The following is an 18,881-nucleotide window of genomic DNA, read 5'->3' as shown; positions in this document are numbered from 1 at the left end:
TTGATGGTAAAAGAAGAACTTGCTCAAAGGTTCAAGGATGTGCGGCAGAAAACAGAAGAATTATGCCAGCCATTATTTACTGAGGACTATGTTATTCAAAGCATGCCTGATGTGAGTCCACCTAAATGGCATTTGGCACACACGACATGGTTTTTTGAAACATTTATCCTAAGTCCTTACTTAAACAGTTATAAAACCTTTCATCCCTCTTTTAACTATAAATTTAATTCCTATTATCAGACAATCGGTCAACCTTATCTACGTCCAGAACGCGGGTTATTATCAAGACCTACCGTTAAAATTATCTATGACTATCGTCAGTATATTAATGATCATATTTTATCTTTACTTGAACGTTTGCCAGAGAGCGAACTATCTACCATCAAAATGTTACTTAGCTGGGGATTGCAACATGAACAACAACATCAAGAATTACTTTTAATGGACATTAAACATAACTTTTCTCGAGATCCTGATTTTCCCTGCTATCAAATCGTATCAAGACCTAAAGAAGAAAAGATTAACAAAGAAATAATTAAAACAATGATGGAAGTTGCCGGAGATATCGTTGAGATTGGTTATGACGGAACTGATTTTTGTTTTGATAATGAACTACCCCGACATAAAAAAATCTTAGAACCCTTTAAAATTGCATCACAATTAGTCACTAATGGTGAATATTTAGAATTCATAATGGATAACGGTTATCATGATCCACGTTGGTGGCTTGCGGATGGGTGGGATTGGCTTCAGCAACATCATTGCGAAGCCCCTTTATATTGGCAAAAAATTGATAATGAATGGCATATTTTTACCTTAGGTGGACTAAAACAATTACATCTTGCCGAACCTGTTTCGCATGTCAGTTACTACGAAGCTGATGCTTATGCTAAATGGCGTGGTTGTCGTTTACCTACAGAAGATGAATGGGAGCACTTTGTAACGAAAACTGGACTTTCCCCGGAACAAGGAAATTTCCTGGAAAGTGGTTTATACCATCCGCAAGCTTGTGTGTATCAAAAAAATAATCCATCTCAATTCTTTGGGGATCTCTGGGAGTGGACTGCTAGTCCTTACACACCTTATCCAGGCTACAAAGCGATGGATGGTAGTCTGGGTGAATATAATGGCAAGTTTATGAGCAATCAACTTGTTTTACGTGGAGGCTGCTGTGTAACACCACAAAATCACATCAGAGCAAGCTACCGTAATTTTTTCCAACCTGAAAAACGCTGGCAATTTAGCGGAATTCGTTTAGCAGCAAATCTCAAAGGAGAAGCCTAATGAGCGCTAAAATTCAGACTTTACAAGATTACCAGACAGCAGCAAATGATCAGCAGGAATTTATGCATGATGTTTTAAAGGGACTCTCATGTGAGAATAAACAAATCCCTTCGAAATATTTTTATGATGCCTCAGGATCAGAGTTATTTAATCAGATTACCCATCATCCCGATTATTATTTAACTGGCTGTGAATTAGAAATCCTCACTACTTATAAAGAGGAATTATCCGATTTATGTAAAGACCAGGATTTTAATCTTATCGAGTTCGGACCTGGGGAAGGAATTAAAACAAATATCCTGATTAATCAATTTATTAAGGATAAATTAGCCTTTACTTATTACACTGTAGATATTTCAAAAAAATATTTAGAGAGTCTGATTGCTAAATTTCATACACGCCTCCCCAAGCTCAATATCGTTGCTCTTAACTCAGATTATCTTAATGGTCTTAAATGGTTAGGATTAAATTCCAGGAAACGCAACTTTGTATTATTTTTAGGCTCAAGTATCGGTAATTTTGACATTTCAGGCGCTAAAAAATTTTTACAAGCAATCAGATCTTTGCTTCATGAGGGAGACTATATTCTCATAGGTTTTGACTTGCGGAAAAATATTGAAGTATTAATGCGAGCGTACAATGATGGTGCGGGTCTTACACGTGACTTTAACTTAAATTTATTAAAACGCATCAATAAAGAATTGGATGCTAATTTTGATTTAAACACATTTTGCCACTATGAAACTTACAATGCTTATCTTGGAGCGATGGAAAGTTATCTTATAAGTCTTAAAGAACAGAAAGTCTCTATCCCTGCTTTAGACCGTTCATTTTTCTTTCAAAAATTTGAACCAATTCATGTTGAATCATCTTATAAATATCTGGAATCGCAAATAAGCGCATTGGCAGACGATAGCGATTTCAAAATTATTAAAAATTACAGTGATTCCAAACAATATTTTATTAACTCGCTATGGCAAGTTCGTATATGAAATTGCAACGAAATCCCCCAAATCATGAACAAGAGAAATTTTTTTATTTGTTTATATGGTATTCGACATTTTATTGCATTTTTTTGTACTTTAGTTGCAATTTCCCTTATTAAGGAAGTCACTCAATATTTGTATCTACAACCCTATCACGCAATGGGTATTTATCAATTAGGAAAAAGTCTATGGGATTCAAATGATCTTTTCCTGCAATTTATTATGGTTTTTAATTTTATTATCAAACCAATTTTTCTCTATATTTTTATTATAATTATTCTCACTGTTTTAAAAGAAAAACATCTATAACCCATAAAAATGGATTATAGAGTATTAGGCTGCTTTTGAATTACCGACGGTGAAACAATGCAGATAAAATATATCCAATTCCACCAGCAATAAGCAGAGAGGTTATCGGTCTTTCATACACTTTATCTGCGACTTTGCTTGAATAGTCTTTAATATTGTTTTGTACTTCGTAAATTCTGTTTCTCCCTTCTTCATAGAGTTCATTCGCTACTCTTTTTCCATCATTAATGAAGTCATTAGTAGCCTCGCCAAGATGAGATTCTCTTAAATTTTTAGAAGAAGTAGAATTAAAATTGTGTGCTTTACTTGATGCCGTTGTATGAGATTTCTTTGCTTCCATCACAATCTCCTTAATCTGTCAATTTTGATTAGGGGACTTCCTAAATAAATTAACTTCTTTAAGTATAGCAAAATGAAAAAAATAGATAGGATCTTCTATAATTAAAGGACTGATAATTATTTTAACTTAAAAATTAATTACAAATTTCTTTCGCTTATGTAGGAATAGGGAGAATCCTCATGACAACAAGAAATGGGCTTTTATTGCATTGGTTGCGTGATGCCCATGCAATGGAACAGCAATCAGAGCAAATGCTAAAGACTCAAATATTTCGCTTGGAAAATTATCCTCGTTTAAAAAAACATATGAAGCTTCATTTGGAAGAAACAATTTTTCAAAAAGAACAACTTGAAAACTGTATTAAGCGCTTGGGAAGTCATTCTTCTGTGTTGAAAGATTTCTCTGCAAAATTGATAGGCCTAGGTCAAATGGCTGGAAATATGCTTGCTTGTGATGAAGTTATACAGGGGGCGATTGATAGTTATGTTTTTGAAAATCTTGAAATTGCTTCCTATACAATTTTAATTACTGCCGCAGAAAATGCTGACGACCTGGAGACTAAGCAAGTTTGTCAGCAAATTCTCTCGCAAGAAAAAGCAATGTCAGCCTGGCTGCTTGAGAATTTAACACAACTGGCCAAGGCTTTTCTGGTCCGCTCTGAATTAGCTGTTGAGACTGCAAAACGATAATTTTACCATTCATTAAACCAATAATCAGCCAAAGCTGTATTACGATAGTGCGATAAATGTTTAGAAAAAAATTGTTTTGCCTTCTCTTCTTGCTTGCTACCTAACAAACTAAGTAGATAAGTCTGTGTATACAGTTCAGTTTGCGCATCACTTCCTCCCAATTGGTAGCAATTTTCTATAATTGGGTCTATTTTCTCAGCCGCGAGTTGATAGTTATTTTGAGCAAATGCATTAACCCCTAAACACATAGGGAGAGCAACATTTTTCCATAAATTACGTACAGCACCCAAAGGAAGCGTACTAATATATAACTCCAAATCTTTTATTGCCTTCTCAGCAAGTTCAGTCTTTCCTAATTTAGCCAAACAATAAATAAAATGGACGTTATTGAAACCAATGTAATATTCAAAGGGGTGCACACCGAGATGTAATAAAATCTTCTTAAGTAATTCTTCCTGTGGAAGTCCAGCCATATCCATTCGCCACAATAGTGAAATGGCATCTAATTGTTCTAATAATGTATCAGGCAATGTACCAAAAATATCTGGGAACAACTTCATTGTTTCTGTTTCATCACGATTTGCCAAATGAAACAAGGCCAAATGCCAAGTATTATGGCCTTTCAAAAGTGGTAAAATATTAGTCCAGCTATTTCGCAAATCTTCCAGGCGCTTAATTCCGCCATTAATGTCGTTCTCCATAAGATAAACATGAGCCAAGGTATGATGACTCCAGGGCGTAATTGGTCCCATCGCAATTGCTTGCTCAGCCACAGCTTTGGCTTGAGGATAATGACCACATAATTCCAGTGCAAACGAATGGATCGCTAAAAAATGAGACTCATCTTGATTATGTTGTGAACAGCTTTCACAAAGTGCAAGAAATTGCTTCGCTTGAAAAGCCTGGCCACTGCAATAAAAAAGCCATTCAGCAAATTTTATTGCTAAGGTATCCCGTGGATAAAGTTCAATAATGGTAGTCAACAAGGTAATAGCAGCAGCATAATCCAAGCGTAACCAGGCTCGTGCTGCATAATAAGTCAATTTTTCGCGAAGATTTGCTTGCCTTAGTTGTTTTTCAGCTTGTAAAAGATAATTTGCTGCAATTTCAGTTGCCGCGTTTTCCTGAGCATATAAATAAAAAGCTGCAGCATAAGTCTGTAAAAGCAGATTGTCTGGATTTCTCTTTACAGCATCAAGAATTGCGATGGCATTATTACCAGAGCCCAATATCTGGTTATGGAAATAATTAATATCATCGATGACTTGATCTGAATTAGTAGTGACTTTTAAACCTCTGTATGTTTCCATGGTTTATATGCGAGATAAGTTATAAATGAAATCTTAGCATATTATTCCATTTCTCTTTAAACAACACTCCCAAATCGGGTTTTAAGTAAAAAATCCCCGCCAAAACCTGGCCCTTTCTCAAAGCCAGGCGTAGACAATTCTTTTTTCTTAATGTTGTGGTGTTTGGTGATGTCCTGGGTGCGATTCTTTCAATATAAACATTGCAATAATTAAACTGGCCAAAAAGCACAACGGCATCACTAATAACGCTTTGTTATAGCTTGCGACGGAATAGACTGGAATACCATTCATTAGTGACCAGGCATTACTATGATGTAAAATCACCCCTACAAGCGGCTGAAAAATTGCCCCGCCAACAAGCACTGACAAATTATTAAATCCTGAAGCTGTACCTACTAATTCAGGCGGATTATTATCTTTTACCACAGCAAAACTAACCGTTTGCCCACCAGCACCGAACCCCAGCATAAACAACACCGCATACATCCAATTAATGGACACATTAGGTAAATACAATAAGACCAATGTGGCGACTAATCCAAATAAAGAGCTGAGAGCTAAAGCTAAACGGCGACTATAAAAACGATCACTTACCCATCCAAGCAAAGGACTACCTATACCAATACCCAGCCATATCATGCTACATAAACCAGAAGCCATAATGACACTAATTTGATATTTTTGCTGTAGATAAGGTACACCCCATAATGCAGCAAAAACAGCTATTGGAGTCCAAATTGAGAACGCATAAGCACCCGTTAACCAAGTGTAAGAACGTTTACAGACGCTAACAAGTCGATGCCACTCATCAATAAATTGACGCTTTGGAGGGCTTTGGGTAGGTTGATGAGGATAATCTCGAATAACACACCAGATTAGCGCAGCTAACGCTAAGCCAATTACTGCCAAAATAAAACTTGCATTTCGCCATCCCACTTGTGCAATAAGGGCAGCTAAAGGCATTTCCCCAAACATAGCTCCTACAGAGCTCATTAACTGTGCTATCCCCGCCAGAAGAGCAAATTGTTGCGGTGGAAACCAGCGAGACACTAATACTAATACCCCTATAAAGGAAAATGCAGAGGCAATACCAATTAGAAAACGTCCTAAAGCCGCTGTAAATAAACTATCGGTTGATGCAAAAAAGAATGAGCCAACTGCACATAAAACCAATGCAAAAGTCATTAATTTACGTGGTCCATAGCGATCAAATAATAATCCTGCGGGCAACTGCATCGGTGCATAGGCATAAAAATAGAAAGCAGAAACAATACCAAAGCCGGCAGCGCTTACCTTAAATGTTTTCATCATCGATTCAGCCATGACGCTGGGGGCTACCTGCAAAACAAATTCATATAAGTAAAAAGACGCGGACAATAAAAAAATCATGTACGCCGTAAATTTGCCAGGATGTTGATAATTTGATTGGTGTGCGTTCAAAATAGCTTCTTGTTAAATTGGAAAATGCACATTACACCCCAAGCGAATTTCATTTGTCAATGCCTGCTGGATAGATTGTTCCCAATATTGCTAAATGCTTGGCACCGGTGATTTGCCTCATATCTAAAGGAATGTTATTTAATGTTTTTTCAGCCAGCCAAGCAAACATGAGAGCTTCGATGAAATCGGGATTAATGCCATAAGCATGCGTACTCTCAACAGGAGTTGTAGGTAATAATTTTTTTAAAGCATGTAGCAAAGCGTGATTATGCGCCCCGCCACCACAGATTAATACCTGTTGTGAACGTTGTTGCTCCTTATTCACTGCTTCAGCAATAGTATGAGCAGTTAGCATTAGCAATGTTGCTTGGATATCTACAGCGGAATAGGAGGATTGCAAATGCTTATCAAGCCAGAAGAGAGAAAAGTACTCTTTTCCAATACTCTTAGGCAGTTCTCTTTTAAAATAAAAGTCATGTAAAAGCGATTCCAAGAGAGGTTCAATAATTTGACCTGAATTTGCCCAATCCCCATTACGATCATAATCCTGCCCTAGATGTCTTTTGATCCAGGCATCCATGAGACAATTTCCGGGGCCAATATCATAACCATAAATTGTTGACTCATCAGCAAGATAAGTAATATTAGCGATTCCGCCTATGTTAATTACAGCTAAGGGAAAGTGATGATTTTTAAACAGGGCCTGGTGGTAAATAGGGGCAAATGGCGCTCCTTGGCCCCCAACAATAAGATCACGAGTTCTAAAATCCGCGACAACCGTCACGCCAGTTCGCTCAGCAATAGTATGAGGGCAGCCCAGTTGCAGCGTATAGGGAATTTCAGCAGTCGCATCATGACACAAGGTTTGGCCATGACTTCCAATCGCTTTAATTTGAGCTGCTGATATATTTGTTTTTTCCATCAAATCAAGGCTTGCTTGAGCAAACTCCCTCCCTAATAGGGTGTTTAACTGACTGACAGCTTTTAAAGTCAATGATTCTTCTGACAAAACTTGATTGAGAAAATCCTTGGCTATCCCACTATAAGGGCGAGTAAGTCCAGCTATGAACTGATTTCTCTCTAAATCAATTAAAGCAGCATCAACTCCATCCATGCTGGTTCCCGACATTAGACCCATGTATAGTTTTTTTGTATTCGCCATAATTAGTTTCTTTTTTTGATTTTTAATACTGCTTGAGCCACACGGCAACAAAATTGATTTGAAATCACAATAAGCTCTAAATTAAGCTATTAGATCTGCCGTATCAAGTTTAAGTAAGAACTATGCAGAATAAAGCATCTTCTCAACCACATAAAAAAACACCTTTTTTATTTTTAGGGTCTCTTTCTGCATTTTCTTTGCTTACTTTCGATTTATATCAGCCTGCATTACCCGCAATTACTGCCTATTTTAATACAAGTTATGAATTGGGTCAGTTAACATTGAGCTTATTCTTTTTTATTTTTGGATTTTCTCAATTATTCTGGGGACCGCTGATTGACCATTTTGGTCGCAGAAAAACTTTGCGTATTGGTTTAATTCTATTCCTAGTTGCCACATTAGGATGTATTTTTTCAAGGAATATTGAAATGCTCATTGTGGCACGTGCACTACAAGGGTTTACTGTATGCTGCGCTCATGTCGTTGCTTTTTCATCTTCTCGGGATGAAGAAGATAGCACTGATCGTGCCCGGATTTTATCTCATATTGCGATGATTGTTTCAGTATCACCTATTTTTGCACCGCTGGCAGGCTCCCTGATCTTCATGCATTATGGTTGGCAAGCAACTTTTATTTTAATAGGTCTTCTCTGTATCATTTTGTTTGTTTTTGCAGAAAATGTCTTATGCGAATCCCCTTACTGGCTAAAAAAAACTGATTTTGGTTTTCTATGGCAAACGTCATGGAACTCTTATAAAGAAATATTAAAACATAAACGCTTTTGGATTAGTGTTTTTATTGTTACCAGCTCTTATTCGTGTGTCATGATAGTTATTGTCAACGCTGCTTACCTCATCATCGATAAATTAAAAATTTCACCTCTTAATTTTGCTATTCTTTTTGCAAGTAACGGCATTGTTCTCATTCTGGGAAACTATTTAGGTATACGCTTGCGCGAAAAAAAATCTCTGTTTTGGAATATTCATACAGCCAGTGAACTAATGGTTTTCGGCTCAGGCCTAATGATTATCTTATTCTACTTCCAGGGTTTAAGTTTATTGAGTTTAGCTCCTACTTTGCTCATCAACTTAGGGGTTAGTTTATTAAATCCACCTGTTTTTGCTTTAGCCCTGTCTGATTATCAACACCAAGCGGGAACAGCCACAGCGGTTCTCAATACCGTTAGAATGACTTGTTCTGCGATTGTCGGTGGTGGTATCGGGATTTTGATTGTAAAACACAGCATTTTTTTAGCACTCGGCTTGTTCTTTTGCTCTTTAATTTGTCTGTTATTAAGTTTTTTTGTAACGCCGCCAACCCCGTCATCCTGAAATGGCGCAGCTGTTTCAAGGATAACGAGCCAGAATGTTAAGTTGGATTGAGAGCGTGTTAAAAAGAATTAAGGCGGGAAACCCTCATTTAGCGGAGTTTTTAAATCAGGCGACAAATTGAAGCACCGATAAAAATTATCTGTTGTTTGTTGAGCAATTTCTTCATAGGTTACTTGTCGTAACTCACTTAATGCCATAGCCACGTGCTTAACTAGAGCAGGATGATTTTGCTTACCGCGATAGGGAACTGGGGCGAGATAAGGAGAATCGGTTTCAATTAATAGCCGATTCATAGGGACTTTTTTAGCCACCTCATGCAAATTTGTGGCATTTTTAAAAGTCAAAATACCGGATAAAGAAATATAGAAATTCAAATCCAAAGCACGCTGAGCAATATCCCAATCCTCAGCAAAACAATGCATTACCCCTCCTACCTCACTTGCCCTCTCCTCCCTCATCAACAGTAACGTATCCTCTGCTGCCTGACGTGTATGAATAATTAGTGGTTTAGAAGAGCTCAATGCAGCATGAATATGCGTACGAAATCGTTCTCTTTGCTGCTCTTGAGCCTGAACACTTTCAGTGCGGTAATAATCAAGCCCAGTCTCACCAATAGCAATGCAGGCAGGATGTTCTGCGAGTTGACACAAGGTCCTCACATCTGGCTCCCTGGCGACTGCACTGTTAGGATGAAGCCCAACAGAAATACTAATGTCCGTATACTTATCCGCCAATTTGCATAATATAGGATAATCACTGAGTTCAACACAAACACACAGGAAATGTTTAACGTCATTTTCCTTAGCAGCAATGATGACATTAGCTAACTCATTGTTAAAATCGGTTAAATCAATGAAATTGAGATGACAATGTGAATCAACAAGCATATTTTTTACATAGTATCAGTAGCATGTATTGATTCTAGCATGTTAGCGAGATACGTCTCTATTTTATTACTAAAATCTTGATGATTTTCATCCACAAATTGTAAACCAATCCCTGCAACTCTATTCCCTAAAGCGCCAGTTGGCGTGGACCAGATAACTTTAGCCCTTATTTTATAGTTTAGGGGTTCCTTCAATAAAGAGATACACAAAATAACAAAAGTTCCTGGCTTAATATGTTGATAGTTTCGAATAAATAATCCGCCATTTTCAATAAATGGCATATAGGCAAGATACAGTGAGTTTTTATCATTAAAAGAACAGCTTATCTTTTGGTCTGTGGTAGACATGATTTAGTAATCCATTAATTATCCGGGAAATATTTTATCTTATAAAAGAACGACTTCAAGTTCTGTAAAGATTAATTTATAGCGCAGTAGCCTAATAATAGGTTTTCTAAGACCAATAGCTGATTGATGGAAGTATTCTGATTTAATTTTCTTATAATGCTATTTAATTCATCTATTTGATGGAACAATTGCGGCGGCTTAAAATACTTCGACAAATGTTGCAATGGTTTGGTTGAACTTTTCTCTTCAGAGAGACCAATTAAATGATAGTAAAGCATTTGTGAATTAATTAAGTACATTAGCCAAATTAAATCATTTAATTCATAGGCGGCCCATTTTGCTGCCAAACCACAGACCGAAATCTTTTGGCTTACCAAATTCTGTAAGTCACCGAGAATAGTATGCAGTTCGCTAAAAATTTTCCCCCGTTCACTTTCAGGTGTATAACATTCGCCAATTGCCAAATAATCAACAGGTAACGATTCAGTGCGTGAGAGGTGCCACTGTTGGCATCGACTCAATATCGTCGGCAATACAGTGCTAAGCTGCTCAACAATCAATACAAAAATAACACACTCCGGGGGCTCTTCAAGTAGTTTCAATAGAGCATTTGCAGCAGCAGCATTCATTTTTTCAGCAGGATGAATAATAATAAGACGCTTGTCACCCAGTTGTGGCGAATTATATACAACAGTCTGTAACTCCCTAATTTGATCTATCTTTATGATCCCGCCTGCTTTTTCAGGTTGTAAATAATATAAATCAGGATGCTCTTTTGAGCGCATTAAGCGACAGGATTTACATTCCCCGCAGGGTTTTTCTTCTTGAGCACAGAGTAACGCGGTAGCCATTTTGTAAGAAAAATCAATAATACCTGCATGTTGAGAGCCAATTAATAGCAGGGCATGAGGGAAGCGCTGACGTCTATTAATAGTAGAAAATTGCTCCCACCAGTCAGCGTAGGTAGTTTCCATAGATTTAAGCGATTGCATTATGGGCTATGAACGTTTGAAGTTGCATAATTATGGATTTTTGCACCATTTCTAATGGTTGGCTAGCATCTATACAAACTACATTATCCATTGTCTTGATCATTCGATGATAACTATTATAGACATCAGTAAAAAATGACAATGCCTCTTCCTCCATGCGATCAGTAGCTCCACGCTGTTTTACTCGATGCATACCCTGTTCTGGATCAATATCTAAAAAAATAACCAGATCGGGCTTAAAATCTTTTAAACAAAACGAAGATAGGGCTGAAATCATGTTCTCATCAAGATGCCGACCTCCTCCTTGATAGGCATAAGTGGACAATTCAAAACGATCGGCCAGTACCCATTGCCCCCTATTTAGCGCTGGATAAATCACTTGTTCTAACAGTTGCACTCTTGCTGCATAAAACAATAACAATTCAGCACGAGCGTCTAACGTTTCTTCATTAATTTTCTCTTTAATGAGTTTCCGTATGATTTCACCTACCCTTGTGCCACCTGGCTCACGAGTTAATAAAATCTCGGGAAGAAAGCTTTCTAAGTATTCTTTAATAGTCTGGATAGCAGTTGACTTGCCTGCTCCTTCAAGACCCTCAACAACGATAAAACGGCCGCGTTTTGTCATGATGGTCCCTTATTTCGATAACGAGATATTGCTTTTTTTTGCTCTTCATAGGTCACTGAAAAATGATGAGAACCATCACCTTTTGCTACAAAATAAAGGTAATCGGTTGCCTGTGGATGAGCAGCAGCATCAATTGCATCCTTACCTACCATTGCTATGGGGCCAGGCGGTAATCCACGATAACGGTAAGTGTTGTAGGGAGAAGCCACGGCCATATCATTATGGGACAATTTGCCATGATAATTTGGTCCTAAAGCATAAATCACAGTAGGATCCATTTGTAAAGGCATGTTTTTTTTCAGACGATTAGCGACTACACCAGAAATTAATTTTCTTTCCTCAGGAATAGAACTTTCCTTTTCCAGAATCGAGGCAGCAATTAATAATTCATAAGAAGACTTATACGGTAATCCGGGAGTCCGATTTTTCCAACAATCGTCTAAATATTGCAATAAATTTTGATTTGCAAGTAATAACAAGTGTTTAGCATCACTACCTGCATCATAGTGATACGTATCGGCTAACAGCAAGCCTTCTAAATTAGAATTCTGAGTTCTAATAACCAACCAATCATTTACATCATATTTTAAATATTGTGCACTAATTAAATTAGCTTTAACCTGACTAAGCGTTGTTCCTTCTATTATGCTGAACGATTCAACGAGTACATTGCCTGTAACTACTTTTTCAAGAAATTGGATAGCAGTTTCCCCTGGAAGTGCCTCATAGATCCCGGCTTTTAATTGAGGGGCAAGCCCTTTTGCACGAATAAATGCCAAAAATAAACGAGGAGATTCAATGAGATGTTTAGATTTTAAAGTATGAACAAATGCAGAAGCTGAGGTATTTTTATTAATTGAAACGATGACTGGTTTTCCACCAGCCATCGGTTTTGTAAACAATAAATAGAGTTGATAACCAACTATTGAGAAGCTAACGAAACTGAGAATAATAGAGCTCAGTAAAACAAAGCGTAACCAACCTCTCATTTATACACGCTTAAATATCAAGCTTCCGTTAGTGCCGCCAAATCCAAGCGAATTACTTAACGCAATATCAATTCGCCTTTCTTGCGGCTTATGTGGCACGTAATTTAAATCACAATCTTCGTCCGGGTTATCTAAATTGATTGTTGGAGGTGCTACCTGATCTTTAATGGCAAGAATACTAAAAATAGCTTCAACTGCTCCTGCTGCTCCTAATAAATGCCCAGTCATGGACTTGGTTGAGCTAATTGCCAACTCATAAGCGTGGTCTTTAAATAGACGTTTTACAGCTTTTGTTTCGTTTAAATCATTTAAATACGTTGATGTTCCGTGGGCATTAATGTAATCAATCGCACTAATATCAAGTCCGGCATCATTAACTGCTGCTTCCATTGCACGAGTAGCACCATCTGCATCCTCATCTGGGGCAGTAATATGATAGGCATCCCCAGACATTCCAAAACCAACTAGTTCTGCATAAATTTTGGCACCTCGAGCTTTTGCATGCTCATATTCTTCAAGAATTAATATACCAGCACCCTCGCCCATCACAAATCCATCGCGATCTTTATCCCAGGGACGGGAGGCTTTTTCTGGTTCATCATTTCGCTTCGATAATGAACGAACAGCCGAAAAACCAGCAAGGCACAAAGGGGTTGTTGTCATTTCTGCACCACCGCAGATCATAACATCAGCATCACCATAGGCAATCATACGTCCTGCCAAACCAATGTTATGTGTGCCTGTTGTACAAGCAGTTACCACAGAAATATTTGGGCCTTTCAATTTATGTTTAATTGAAATCTGTCCTGCAACCATGTTGATAATGCCAGCAGGAATAAAAAATGGCGATACTTTACGTGGTCCGCCTGCCACTAATCTATCCTGGTTGTTGGTAATGGTTTCAATACCACCGATTCCAGCACCAACAGCGACGCCAGCTCGTAAAGAAAGCTGCTCATCAATAACCAAACCCGAATCAGCCAGCGCCTCATCTGCAGCCGCCATGCCGTATTGGGTAAATACATCCATCTTGCGAGCTTCTTTAAGCGGCACGTGGTTTTCAATATTAAAGTTTTTAACCTTAGCCCAAATTTTTGTCGGATAATCTGTTGTATCGAACCCTTCAACCATTCCGACACCACTTTTACCTGCTAAAATATTTTGCCAGGTTTGCTCTACATTTAAACCGACTGGGGTAATCATCCCCATGCCGGTAATAACAACACGCCGCTTAGTCAATGAAAACTCCTTGAAGTTATCAAGCTTCTTCTTTATTAAGATTTGATTCGATGTAATCAATAGCTTCTTGAATAGTAGTAATTTTCTCAGCTTTTTCATCTGGAATTTCAGTTTCAAACTCTTCTTCCAGAGCCATCACTAATTCCACAGTATCAAGTGAGTCTGCACCTAAGTCATCAACAAACGATGCGTCATTTTTCAACTCTTCATCTTTAACGCCCAATTGCTCAATAACAATCTTGCGAACTCGTTCTTCAACTGTACTCATAACTTGTATTTCCTCTTCGGTTAAAAAAATTTCTGTAGGCTAGTTTATTCAATTATACAAAGAACGCAAGCCTATTTAATCCATGTACATCCCACCATTTACATGGATGGTTGCACCTGTAATATAATTTGCACTATCAGAAGCTAAGAAAGCAACTGCTTCGGCAACATCTTCTGCAGTTCCCAAACGCTTCATGGGAATTCGTTTAAGCATTTCTTCCTTTACCATATCGGGCAAAGCACTTGTCATATCAGTATCAATAAAACCCGGGGCTACCACATTAACAGTAATGTTGCGACTTCCAATTTCCTGTGCAAGTGATTTTGTAAACCCTGTCACACCTGCCTTTGCTGCAGTATAGTTCGCCTGCCCAGAATTACCACTGGCTCCCACAACAGAACCAATACTGATAATACGTCCCCATCGTGCACGAAACATTGGCTTAAGACAAGCTTTACTTAATCGAAATATAGCACTTAAATTAGTTTCTATAACTTTATACCACTCTTCGTCGTCCATTCTTAAGAGTAGATTATCGCAGGTAATACCTGCATTGTTAACTAAAATGGAGGGAACTTTTTCTGAGTCGGAAAGTTCTGTCATTAAATTATCCACACCCTCTCTGCTTGTTACATCAAGGATTTTTCCTTCCCCTTGTAAATTTTCTTGCGCGAATAACGCGGTAATGCTCTCAGCGCCTGACTCTGTAGTAGCAGTTCCAATTACGTAAGCACCTTTTTTTGCCAGATTTAAGGCAATTGCCTTACCAATCCCCCTACTGGCACCAGTAACCAGCGCAATTTTGCCTTGTAAATTTCCCATGCAAGATCCTTAATAAGATTTTTCAAGTAATTGCGATAAAGCCTGCTCTAAACTTGCATTATCGTTAATACTAATTGCTGTCAAACTTTTATCAATGCGTTTAACTAGGCCACTTAATACTTTACCTGGCCCGCACTCAATAACTCGTTCAATACCACGCTTTTTCATCAACTGGATTGTCTCAACCCATCGCACGGGGCTATAGAGCTGCTCTTTTAGCATAAGACGCATTTGCTCAGGTGATTTATAAATACTTAAATCAACGTTTGATATTACTGCAATCTCCGGTGTTTTAAAATTCGCACGCTCGAGATACTCTGCAAACGCATTAGCAGCATTAACCAGTAATGGACAATGACAGGGCACACTCACAGGTATAATTTTCGCCATGCGAGCATCCATATCCTCAGCAAGCACTAAAGCCTTTTCGACTGCTTCAATATGTCCAGCAATAACCACTTGTCCTATAGCATTATAGTTAGCTGGTGTTACTTGATATTTTGAATCGCTGGCTTGCCTGCAAATTGCATCAACCTGTTCATCAGTCAATCCAACTATCGCGGCCATAGCGCCTTGTCCCAATGGAACATATTCCTGCATTAATTGGCCACGTTTAGCTACAAGTTGTGCAGCATCAGTCAAACTAATCGCATTAGCACAAACTAAAGCGGCATATTCACCCAGGCTATGCCCAGCCATTATTTGAGCTTGTTCAACACCTAATTTTTGTAAAAGCTTAAACACGGCGACATCAGCAGTAAGCATAGCCACCTGAGTGTTTTCAGTTTGATTTAATATTGACTCCGGCCCTTCTTGGGTCAATTGCCATAAATCATAACCGACTTTGTCAGAAACGAGGGAAAATAAGTCCTGAATTAGAGGATACCTGGCAGCAAGTTCAGATAACATGCCGACGAATTGAGAACCTTGACCAGGAAAGATAAATGCAGAATTAATCATTAATTATAACTCCAACAAGCAGTCTACTTAATAACGAACAACCATTGCACCCCAAGTCATTCCTCCGCCGAAAGACTCTAGTAAAAGCAAATCACCGCGCTTAATACGGTTTTCTCGGATTGAGTAGTCCAGCGCCAAAGGAATAGAGGCTGCTGAAGTATTACCTTGCTTTTCAATAGTCACAATAACTTGCGACATAGAAAGATTTAATTTTTTGGCAATTGCTTGAATAATTCGGATATTAGCCTGATGAGGAATTAGCCAATTTATATCTGATTTTTGTAAATGACAAGTTTGCAGGACTTCATCAACGATATCTCCCATAATGTTCACGGCAATCTTAAAAACTTCATTACCCCGCATACCAATGAAAGCTTTTTCATCAAGAGATGCATAATTTGGGAGAGTTAACAATCCATCAGCATCATGCGAAGCATGAAGTGTGCTTGCCAAGATACCTGGCTTATCACTCGCACTTAAAATAACCGCACCCGCACCGTCACCGAATAACACACACGTCGTCCTATCGGTCCAATCCAAAGCACGAGACATACTTTCACTACCCACCACCAAAACGTGCTTGGCACTTCCAGTGCCAATATATTGTTTTGCAATATCCATAGCATAAACAAAACCACTACATGCCGCACTGACATCAAACGCTGGAATAGGCCGTTTTATCTTTAGCGCATGCTGCACATGGCAAGCCATACTGGGAAAAAAATGATTAGGAGTACACGTAGCAACTAAAATCAAATCAATATCATCAGCCTCGATATCTGAAGCGGCAAGTGCCTTTATTGCTGCTTGAGAAGCCATAAATGAAGTTGTTTCGTGTGGGGACGCAACGTGCCGACTACTAATACCCGTTCGTGTATAAATCCACTCATGACTAGTATCTAGACTGGATTCTAATTCTTGATTAGTAACAAATCGCTCAGGTAAATAACTGCCTGTTCCATTAATAACGGCATTTTTCATAGTAATAAACCTTGATTGATAAAGTCAGTAATTTGATCGCGAACTAAATCGACCACATTATTTTTTACCTGACGAACCGCCTCTTCAATAGCATATTCAAAAGCTATGTCACTGGCTCCGCCATGACTTTTAACCACAATACCATTTAAACCAAGCATACTAGCTCCATTATATCGAGCTGGATCCATGCGTTTTTTTAAATGACCTAGAGCAGGCTTCGCGAGTAATCCCACAAATTTGGTAAGAACGTTTTGCGAAAATGCTTCTTTAAGAACAGAAATCATCAATTTAGCTAAACCTTCGCTAGCTTTCAAAGCAACATTGCCCACAAAGCCATCGCAAACCACCAAATCAACCTGTCCAGAATAGAACTGATCACCTTCTACATAGCCAACATAATTCATTAAACTACATTCAGCCAGCATATGAGCTGTACGCTTAACTTGATCATTTCCTTTAATTTCTTCGACACCAATATTGAGCAAAGCAATTTTTGGATTGGTTTTTTTGTCAACAGCCTGAATAAGAGCAGAACCCATTACAGCAAATTGAAAAAGATGCTCAGCACATGAATCAACGTTTGCGCCAAGATCAATTACACGCGTTTTCCCTTGCATGGTAGGCAGTTCTGTAATAATTGCAGGCCTGTCTATACCTGGCAAAGTTTTTAAAACAAAACGGGCAGTAGCCATCAAAGCGCCGGTGTTTCCTGCGCTCACACATGCCTGTGCATGCCCCTCTTTCACTAAATTGATAGCAACGCGCATTGATGAGTCTTTTTTGTTACGCATTGCCTGCGATGGAAGTTCATCCATAGCAACAACTTCTGAAGCATGAATGACAGAAAATTGATTACTATTGGCAACGCCAAATTTTTTTAGATGCGCAGTTACCTGATTTTGATCACCAACCAACAACAACTTCAAATCAGGGTTGTGTCGAACAGCACGGACACAAGCAGGAATCACAATTTTTAAACCATGATCCCCGCCCATCGCATCGATAGCAATGGTGATATTTTTCAAGCGATTACTCTTTATCTTCTTCGTAAACGTTTTCAGGATTGTCTAATACTTTCTTGCCACGATAGTAACCATCGGGGGTAATGTGGTGACGTCGATGAGTTTCACCAGTTGTAGGATCTACTGATAATGTAGGTAAACCTAAAGCATCGTGCGAGCGACGCATATCACGACGTGAGCGTGATTTCTTATTTTGTTGTACAGCCATTGTATTACTCCTAAACAATTTGCATTCGTTGGGGCGGAATATTACCGATTTTTTAATGGTAATCCAAGTGTTACAGCGATAATTTACGATTTTATTGTGTTATCAGCTACAATAAAACGATTAATTTCACTATCACAGTAGGTAATTTCAGGATGTGCTTCTGGGCTATATAGATGTAATTCATCCGTCACTAACTCATTTAAATCTACCTGATTGTCTTTAGCAATTATACATTCATACTGCTCCATTAGCTTTTCAGCCATTTCGTCTGAATAACAAACAGCTAACGCGGTTGTATTAATGTATTGATAATTAAACTCTTTTAGACATCGCTGGCAAATTATAGTTAATGTAGAATCAACAACTAAATTTAAAAGATAATAATTATTGAGCTTCTCAACCGTATATTTGCAGTTGACCACACAAGGTGACTTGACATGTATGGGCAATCTTTCCAACAACTCTAGTTTTACATGCCCTGGCTCGGCACTTGCTGCCATGCTTTTTAAATTTATTAACATAATTTCACTTAAAACAATAACTTGTGTCCAAAAATAAAACTGTGTAGGTAATAATTATCTACAAAAATGAGATAATAAAATAATCGCTAAATAACATAAACAACATTTTAAAACTTATGCATAAAATATATTTATCATCGAATATGAACCGAATTTCATATTAATA

General features: G+C 38.1%; 22 protein-coding genes. 5 read left to right on the top strand and 17 right to left on the bottom strand.

All coding sequences use genetic code 11. The features are described 5' to 3' along the window. Positions 1-3 precede the first annotated feature (3 nt). From egtB to PXX05_RS05430, 3 genes are read left to right on the top strand one after another with little or no spacing between them, the layout of a single operon-like run. Positions 4-1,284: an ergothioneine biosynthesis protein EgtB gene (gene egtB, locus PXX05_RS05440; RefSeq protein ID WP_275090047.1), complete on the top strand. Its 1,281-nt coding sequence runs from the start codon at positions 4-6 to the stop codon at positions 1,282-1,284. Beyond that, a complete protein-coding gene (gene egtD / locus PXX05_RS05435; RefSeq protein ID WP_275090046.1) occupies positions 1,284-2,276 on the top strand; it encodes an L-histidine N(alpha)-methyltransferase in 993 nt (330 codons plus the stop codon). Before egtB ends, egtD begins: the two co-directional genes overlap by 1 nt. A gap of 24 nt (positions 2,277-2,300) precedes the next feature. Next, positions 2,301-2,579 carry a hypothetical protein gene (locus tag PXX05_RS05430; protein WP_275090045.1) on the top strand — a complete coding sequence of 93 codons (279 nt, stop codon included), beginning with the start codon at positions 2,301-2,303 and terminating at the stop codon, positions 2,577-2,579. A gap of 40 nt (positions 2,580-2,619) precedes the next feature. Here the strand turns inward: PXX05_RS05430 and PXX05_RS05425 are convergent, their stop codons facing one another. Continuing rightward, on the bottom strand, positions 2,620-2,919 hold the full coding sequence (locus PXX05_RS05425; RefSeq protein ID WP_275090044.1) for a hypothetical protein: 300 nt from the start codon (positions 2,917-2,919) through the stop codon (positions 2,620-2,622). 179 nt (positions 2,920-3,098) lie between these two features. On the opposite strand from PXX05_RS05425, the gene PXX05_RS05420 reads away from it, so the two are divergent. Further along, positions 3,099-3,608: a ferritin-like domain-containing protein gene (locus PXX05_RS05420; protein ID WP_275090043.1), complete on the top strand. Its 510-nt coding sequence runs from the start codon at positions 3,099-3,101 to the stop codon at positions 3,606-3,608. A gap of 2 nt (positions 3,609-3,610) precedes the next feature. Here the strand turns inward: PXX05_RS05420 and PXX05_RS05415 are convergent, their stop codons facing one another. The 3 genes from PXX05_RS05415 to PXX05_RS05405 form a co-directional block, all read right to left on the bottom strand. Beyond that, on the bottom strand, positions 3,611-4,918 hold the full coding sequence (locus tag PXX05_RS05415; protein WP_275090042.1) for a tetratricopeptide repeat protein: 1,308 nt from the start codon (positions 4,916-4,918) through the stop codon (positions 3,611-3,613). Positions 4,919-5,065: 147 nt separating this feature from the next. Next, positions 5,066-6,307 carry an MFS transporter gene (locus PXX05_RS05410; protein WP_275090468.1) on the bottom strand — a complete coding sequence of 414 codons (1,242 nt, stop codon included), beginning with the start codon at positions 6,305-6,307 and terminating at the stop codon, positions 5,066-5,068. A gap of 100 nt (positions 6,308-6,407) precedes the next feature. Then, complete coding sequence (locus tag PXX05_RS05405; protein ID WP_275090041.1) at positions 6,408-7,472, bottom strand: anhydro-N-acetylmuramic acid kinase; 1,065 nt, start codon at positions 7,470-7,472, stop codon at positions 6,408-6,410. A gap of 170 nt (positions 7,473-7,642) precedes the next feature. On the opposite strand from PXX05_RS05405, the gene PXX05_RS05400 reads away from it, so the two are divergent. Continuing rightward, positions 7,643-8,851, top strand: a complete 1,209-nt coding sequence (locus tag PXX05_RS05400; RefSeq protein ID WP_275090040.1) for a multidrug effflux MFS transporter — start codon at positions 7,643-7,645, stop codon at positions 8,849-8,851. Between the two features lie 68 nt (positions 8,852-8,919). Here PXX05_RS05400 and PXX05_RS05395 read toward each other — a convergent pair whose 3' ends face one another. The 13 genes from PXX05_RS05395 to PXX05_RS05335 form a co-directional block, all read right to left on the bottom strand. Then, complete coding sequence (locus PXX05_RS05395) at positions 8,920-9,738, bottom strand: TatD family hydrolase (RefSeq protein ID WP_275090039.1); 819 nt, start codon at positions 9,736-9,738, stop codon at positions 8,920-8,922. 5 nt (positions 9,739-9,743) lie between these two features. Then, complete coding sequence (locus PXX05_RS05390) at positions 9,744-10,085, bottom strand: PilZ domain-containing protein (RefSeq protein ID WP_275090038.1); 342 nt, start codon at positions 10,083-10,085, stop codon at positions 9,744-9,746. A gap of 71 nt (positions 10,086-10,156) precedes the next feature. Beyond that, positions 10,157-11,059 carry a DNA polymerase III subunit delta' gene (holB, locus tag PXX05_RS05385; protein ID WP_275090037.1) on the bottom strand — a complete coding sequence of 301 codons (903 nt, stop codon included), beginning with the start codon at positions 11,057-11,059 and terminating at the stop codon, positions 10,157-10,159. Positions 11,060-11,063: 4 nt separating this feature from the next. Then, positions 11,064-11,708 carry a dTMP kinase gene (tmk, locus tag PXX05_RS05380; RefSeq protein WP_275090467.1) on the bottom strand — a complete coding sequence of 215 codons (645 nt, stop codon included), beginning with the start codon at positions 11,706-11,708 and terminating at the stop codon, positions 11,064-11,066. After that, positions 11,702-12,694 (bottom strand): endolytic transglycosylase MltG, encoded by a 993-nt coding sequence (gene mltG / locus PXX05_RS05375; RefSeq protein WP_275090036.1) that lies wholly within the window; start codon positions 12,692-12,694, stop codon positions 11,702-11,704. Before mltG ends, tmk begins: the two co-directional genes overlap by 7 nt. Beyond that, positions 12,695-13,933 (bottom strand): beta-ketoacyl-ACP synthase II, encoded by a 1,239-nt coding sequence (fabF, locus tag PXX05_RS05370; protein ID WP_275090035.1) that lies wholly within the window; start codon positions 13,931-13,933, stop codon positions 12,695-12,697. Positions 13,934-13,952: 19 nt separating this feature from the next. Next, positions 13,953-14,201, bottom strand: coding sequence for an acyl carrier protein (acpP, locus tag PXX05_RS05365; RefSeq protein WP_045106116.1), 249 nt, complete (start codon positions 14,199-14,201; stop codon positions 13,953-13,955). Between the two features lie 75 nt (positions 14,202-14,276). After that, positions 14,277-15,023, bottom strand: coding sequence for a 3-oxoacyl-ACP reductase FabG (gene fabG / locus PXX05_RS05360; RefSeq protein WP_275090034.1), 747 nt, complete (start codon positions 15,021-15,023; stop codon positions 14,277-14,279). 9 nt (positions 15,024-15,032) lie between these two features. Continuing rightward, positions 15,033-15,983, bottom strand: coding sequence for an ACP S-malonyltransferase (gene fabD / locus PXX05_RS05355; protein WP_275090033.1), 951 nt, complete (start codon positions 15,981-15,983; stop codon positions 15,033-15,035). Positions 15,984-16,010: 27 nt separating this feature from the next. Next, positions 16,011-16,964, bottom strand: coding sequence for a beta-ketoacyl-ACP synthase III (locus PXX05_RS05350; RefSeq protein WP_275090032.1), 954 nt, complete (start codon positions 16,962-16,964; stop codon positions 16,011-16,013). Beyond that, on the bottom strand, positions 16,961-17,989 hold the full coding sequence (gene plsX / locus PXX05_RS05345) for a phosphate acyltransferase PlsX (protein ID WP_275090031.1): 1,029 nt from the start codon (positions 17,987-17,989) through the stop codon (positions 16,961-16,963). Before plsX ends, PXX05_RS05350 begins: the two co-directional genes overlap by 4 nt. Positions 17,990-17,993: 4 nt before the next feature. Continuing rightward, positions 17,994-18,194, bottom strand: a complete 201-nt coding sequence (gene rpmF, locus PXX05_RS05340; protein ID WP_275090030.1) for a 50S ribosomal protein L32 — start codon at positions 18,192-18,194, stop codon at positions 17,994-17,996. Between the two features lie 83 nt (positions 18,195-18,277). Further along, positions 18,278-18,715, bottom strand: a complete 438-nt coding sequence (locus PXX05_RS05335; RefSeq protein ID WP_275090029.1) for a YceD family protein — start codon at positions 18,713-18,715, stop codon at positions 18,278-18,280. Positions 18,716-18,881: the final 166 nt, after the last annotated feature.

This window comes from Legionella cardiaca (assembly GCF_029026145.1).
In the GTDB taxonomy this organism is placed as follows: Bacteria; Pseudomonadota; Gammaproteobacteria; order Legionellales; family Legionellaceae; genus Tatlockia; species Tatlockia cardiaca.
Note: the sequence above shows the minus strand (reverse complement) of the source record. Positions and strands in the feature narration are given on the sequence as shown.

Bases quoted from the DNA above. Each gene is read 5' to 3' on its own strand.
- egtB (WP_275090047.1), top strand. From the start codon at position 4: ATGGTAAAAGAAGAACTTGCTCAAAGGTTCAAGGATGTGCGGCAGAAA.
- egtD (WP_275090046.1), top strand. From the start codon at position 1,284: ATGAGCGCTAAAATTCAGACTTTACAAGATTACCAGACAGCAGCAAAT.
- PXX05_RS05430 (WP_275090045.1), top strand. From the start codon at position 2,301: ATGAACAAGAGAAATTTTTTTATTTGTTTATATGGTATTCGACATTTT.
- PXX05_RS05425 (WP_275090044.1), bottom strand. From the start codon at position 2,919: ATGGAAGCAAAGAAATCTCATACAACGGCATCAAGTAAAGCACACAAT.
- PXX05_RS05420 (WP_275090043.1), top strand. From the start codon at position 3,099: ATGACAACAAGAAATGGGCTTTTATTGCATTGGTTGCGTGATGCCCAT.
- PXX05_RS05415 (WP_275090042.1), bottom strand. From the start codon at position 4,918: ATGGAAACATACAGAGGTTTAAAAGTCACTACTAATTCAGATCAAGTC.
- PXX05_RS05410 (WP_275090468.1), bottom strand. From the start codon at position 6,307: ATGATTTTTTTATTGTCCGCGTCTTTTTACTTATATGAATTTGTTTTG.
- PXX05_RS05405 (WP_275090041.1), bottom strand. From the start codon at position 7,472: ATGGATGGAGTTGATGCTGCTTTAATTGATTTAGAGAGAAATCAGTTC.
- PXX05_RS05400 (WP_275090040.1), top strand. From the start codon at position 7,643: ATGCAGAATAAAGCATCTTCTCAACCACATAAAAAAACACCTTTTTTA.
- PXX05_RS05395 (WP_275090039.1), bottom strand. From the start codon at position 9,738: ATGCTTGTTGATTCACATTGTCATCTCAATTTCATTGATTTAACCGAT.
- PXX05_RS05390 (WP_275090038.1), bottom strand. From the start codon at position 10,085: ATGTCTACCACAGACCAAAAGATAAGCTGTTCTTTTAATGATAAAAAC.
- holB (WP_275090037.1), bottom strand. From the start codon at position 11,059: ATGGAAACTACCTACGCTGACTGGTGGGAGCAATTTTCTACTATTAAT.
- mltG (WP_275090036.1), bottom strand. From the start codon at position 12,694: ATGAGAGGTTGGTTACGCTTTGTTTTACTGAGCTCTATTATTCTCAGT.
- acpP (WP_045106116.1), bottom strand. From the start codon at position 14,201: ATGAGTACAGTTGAAGAACGAGTTCGCAAGATTGTTATTGAGCAATTG.
- fabG (WP_275090034.1), bottom strand. From the start codon at position 15,023: ATGGGAAATTTACAAGGCAAAATTGCGCTGGTTACTGGTGCCAGTAGG.
- fabD (WP_275090033.1), bottom strand. From the start codon at position 15,983: ATGATTAATTCTGCATTTATCTTTCCTGGTCAAGGTTCTCAATTCGTC.
- PXX05_RS05350 (WP_275090032.1), bottom strand. From the start codon at position 16,964: ATGAAAAATGCCGTTATTAATGGAACAGGCAGTTATTTACCTGAGCGA.
- rpmF (WP_275090030.1), bottom strand. From the start codon at position 18,194: ATGGCTGTACAACAAAATAAGAAATCACGCTCACGTCGTGATATGCGT.
- PXX05_RS05335 (WP_275090029.1), bottom strand. From the start codon at position 18,715: ATGTTAATAAATTTAAAAAGCATGGCAGCAAGTGCCGAGCCAGGGCAT.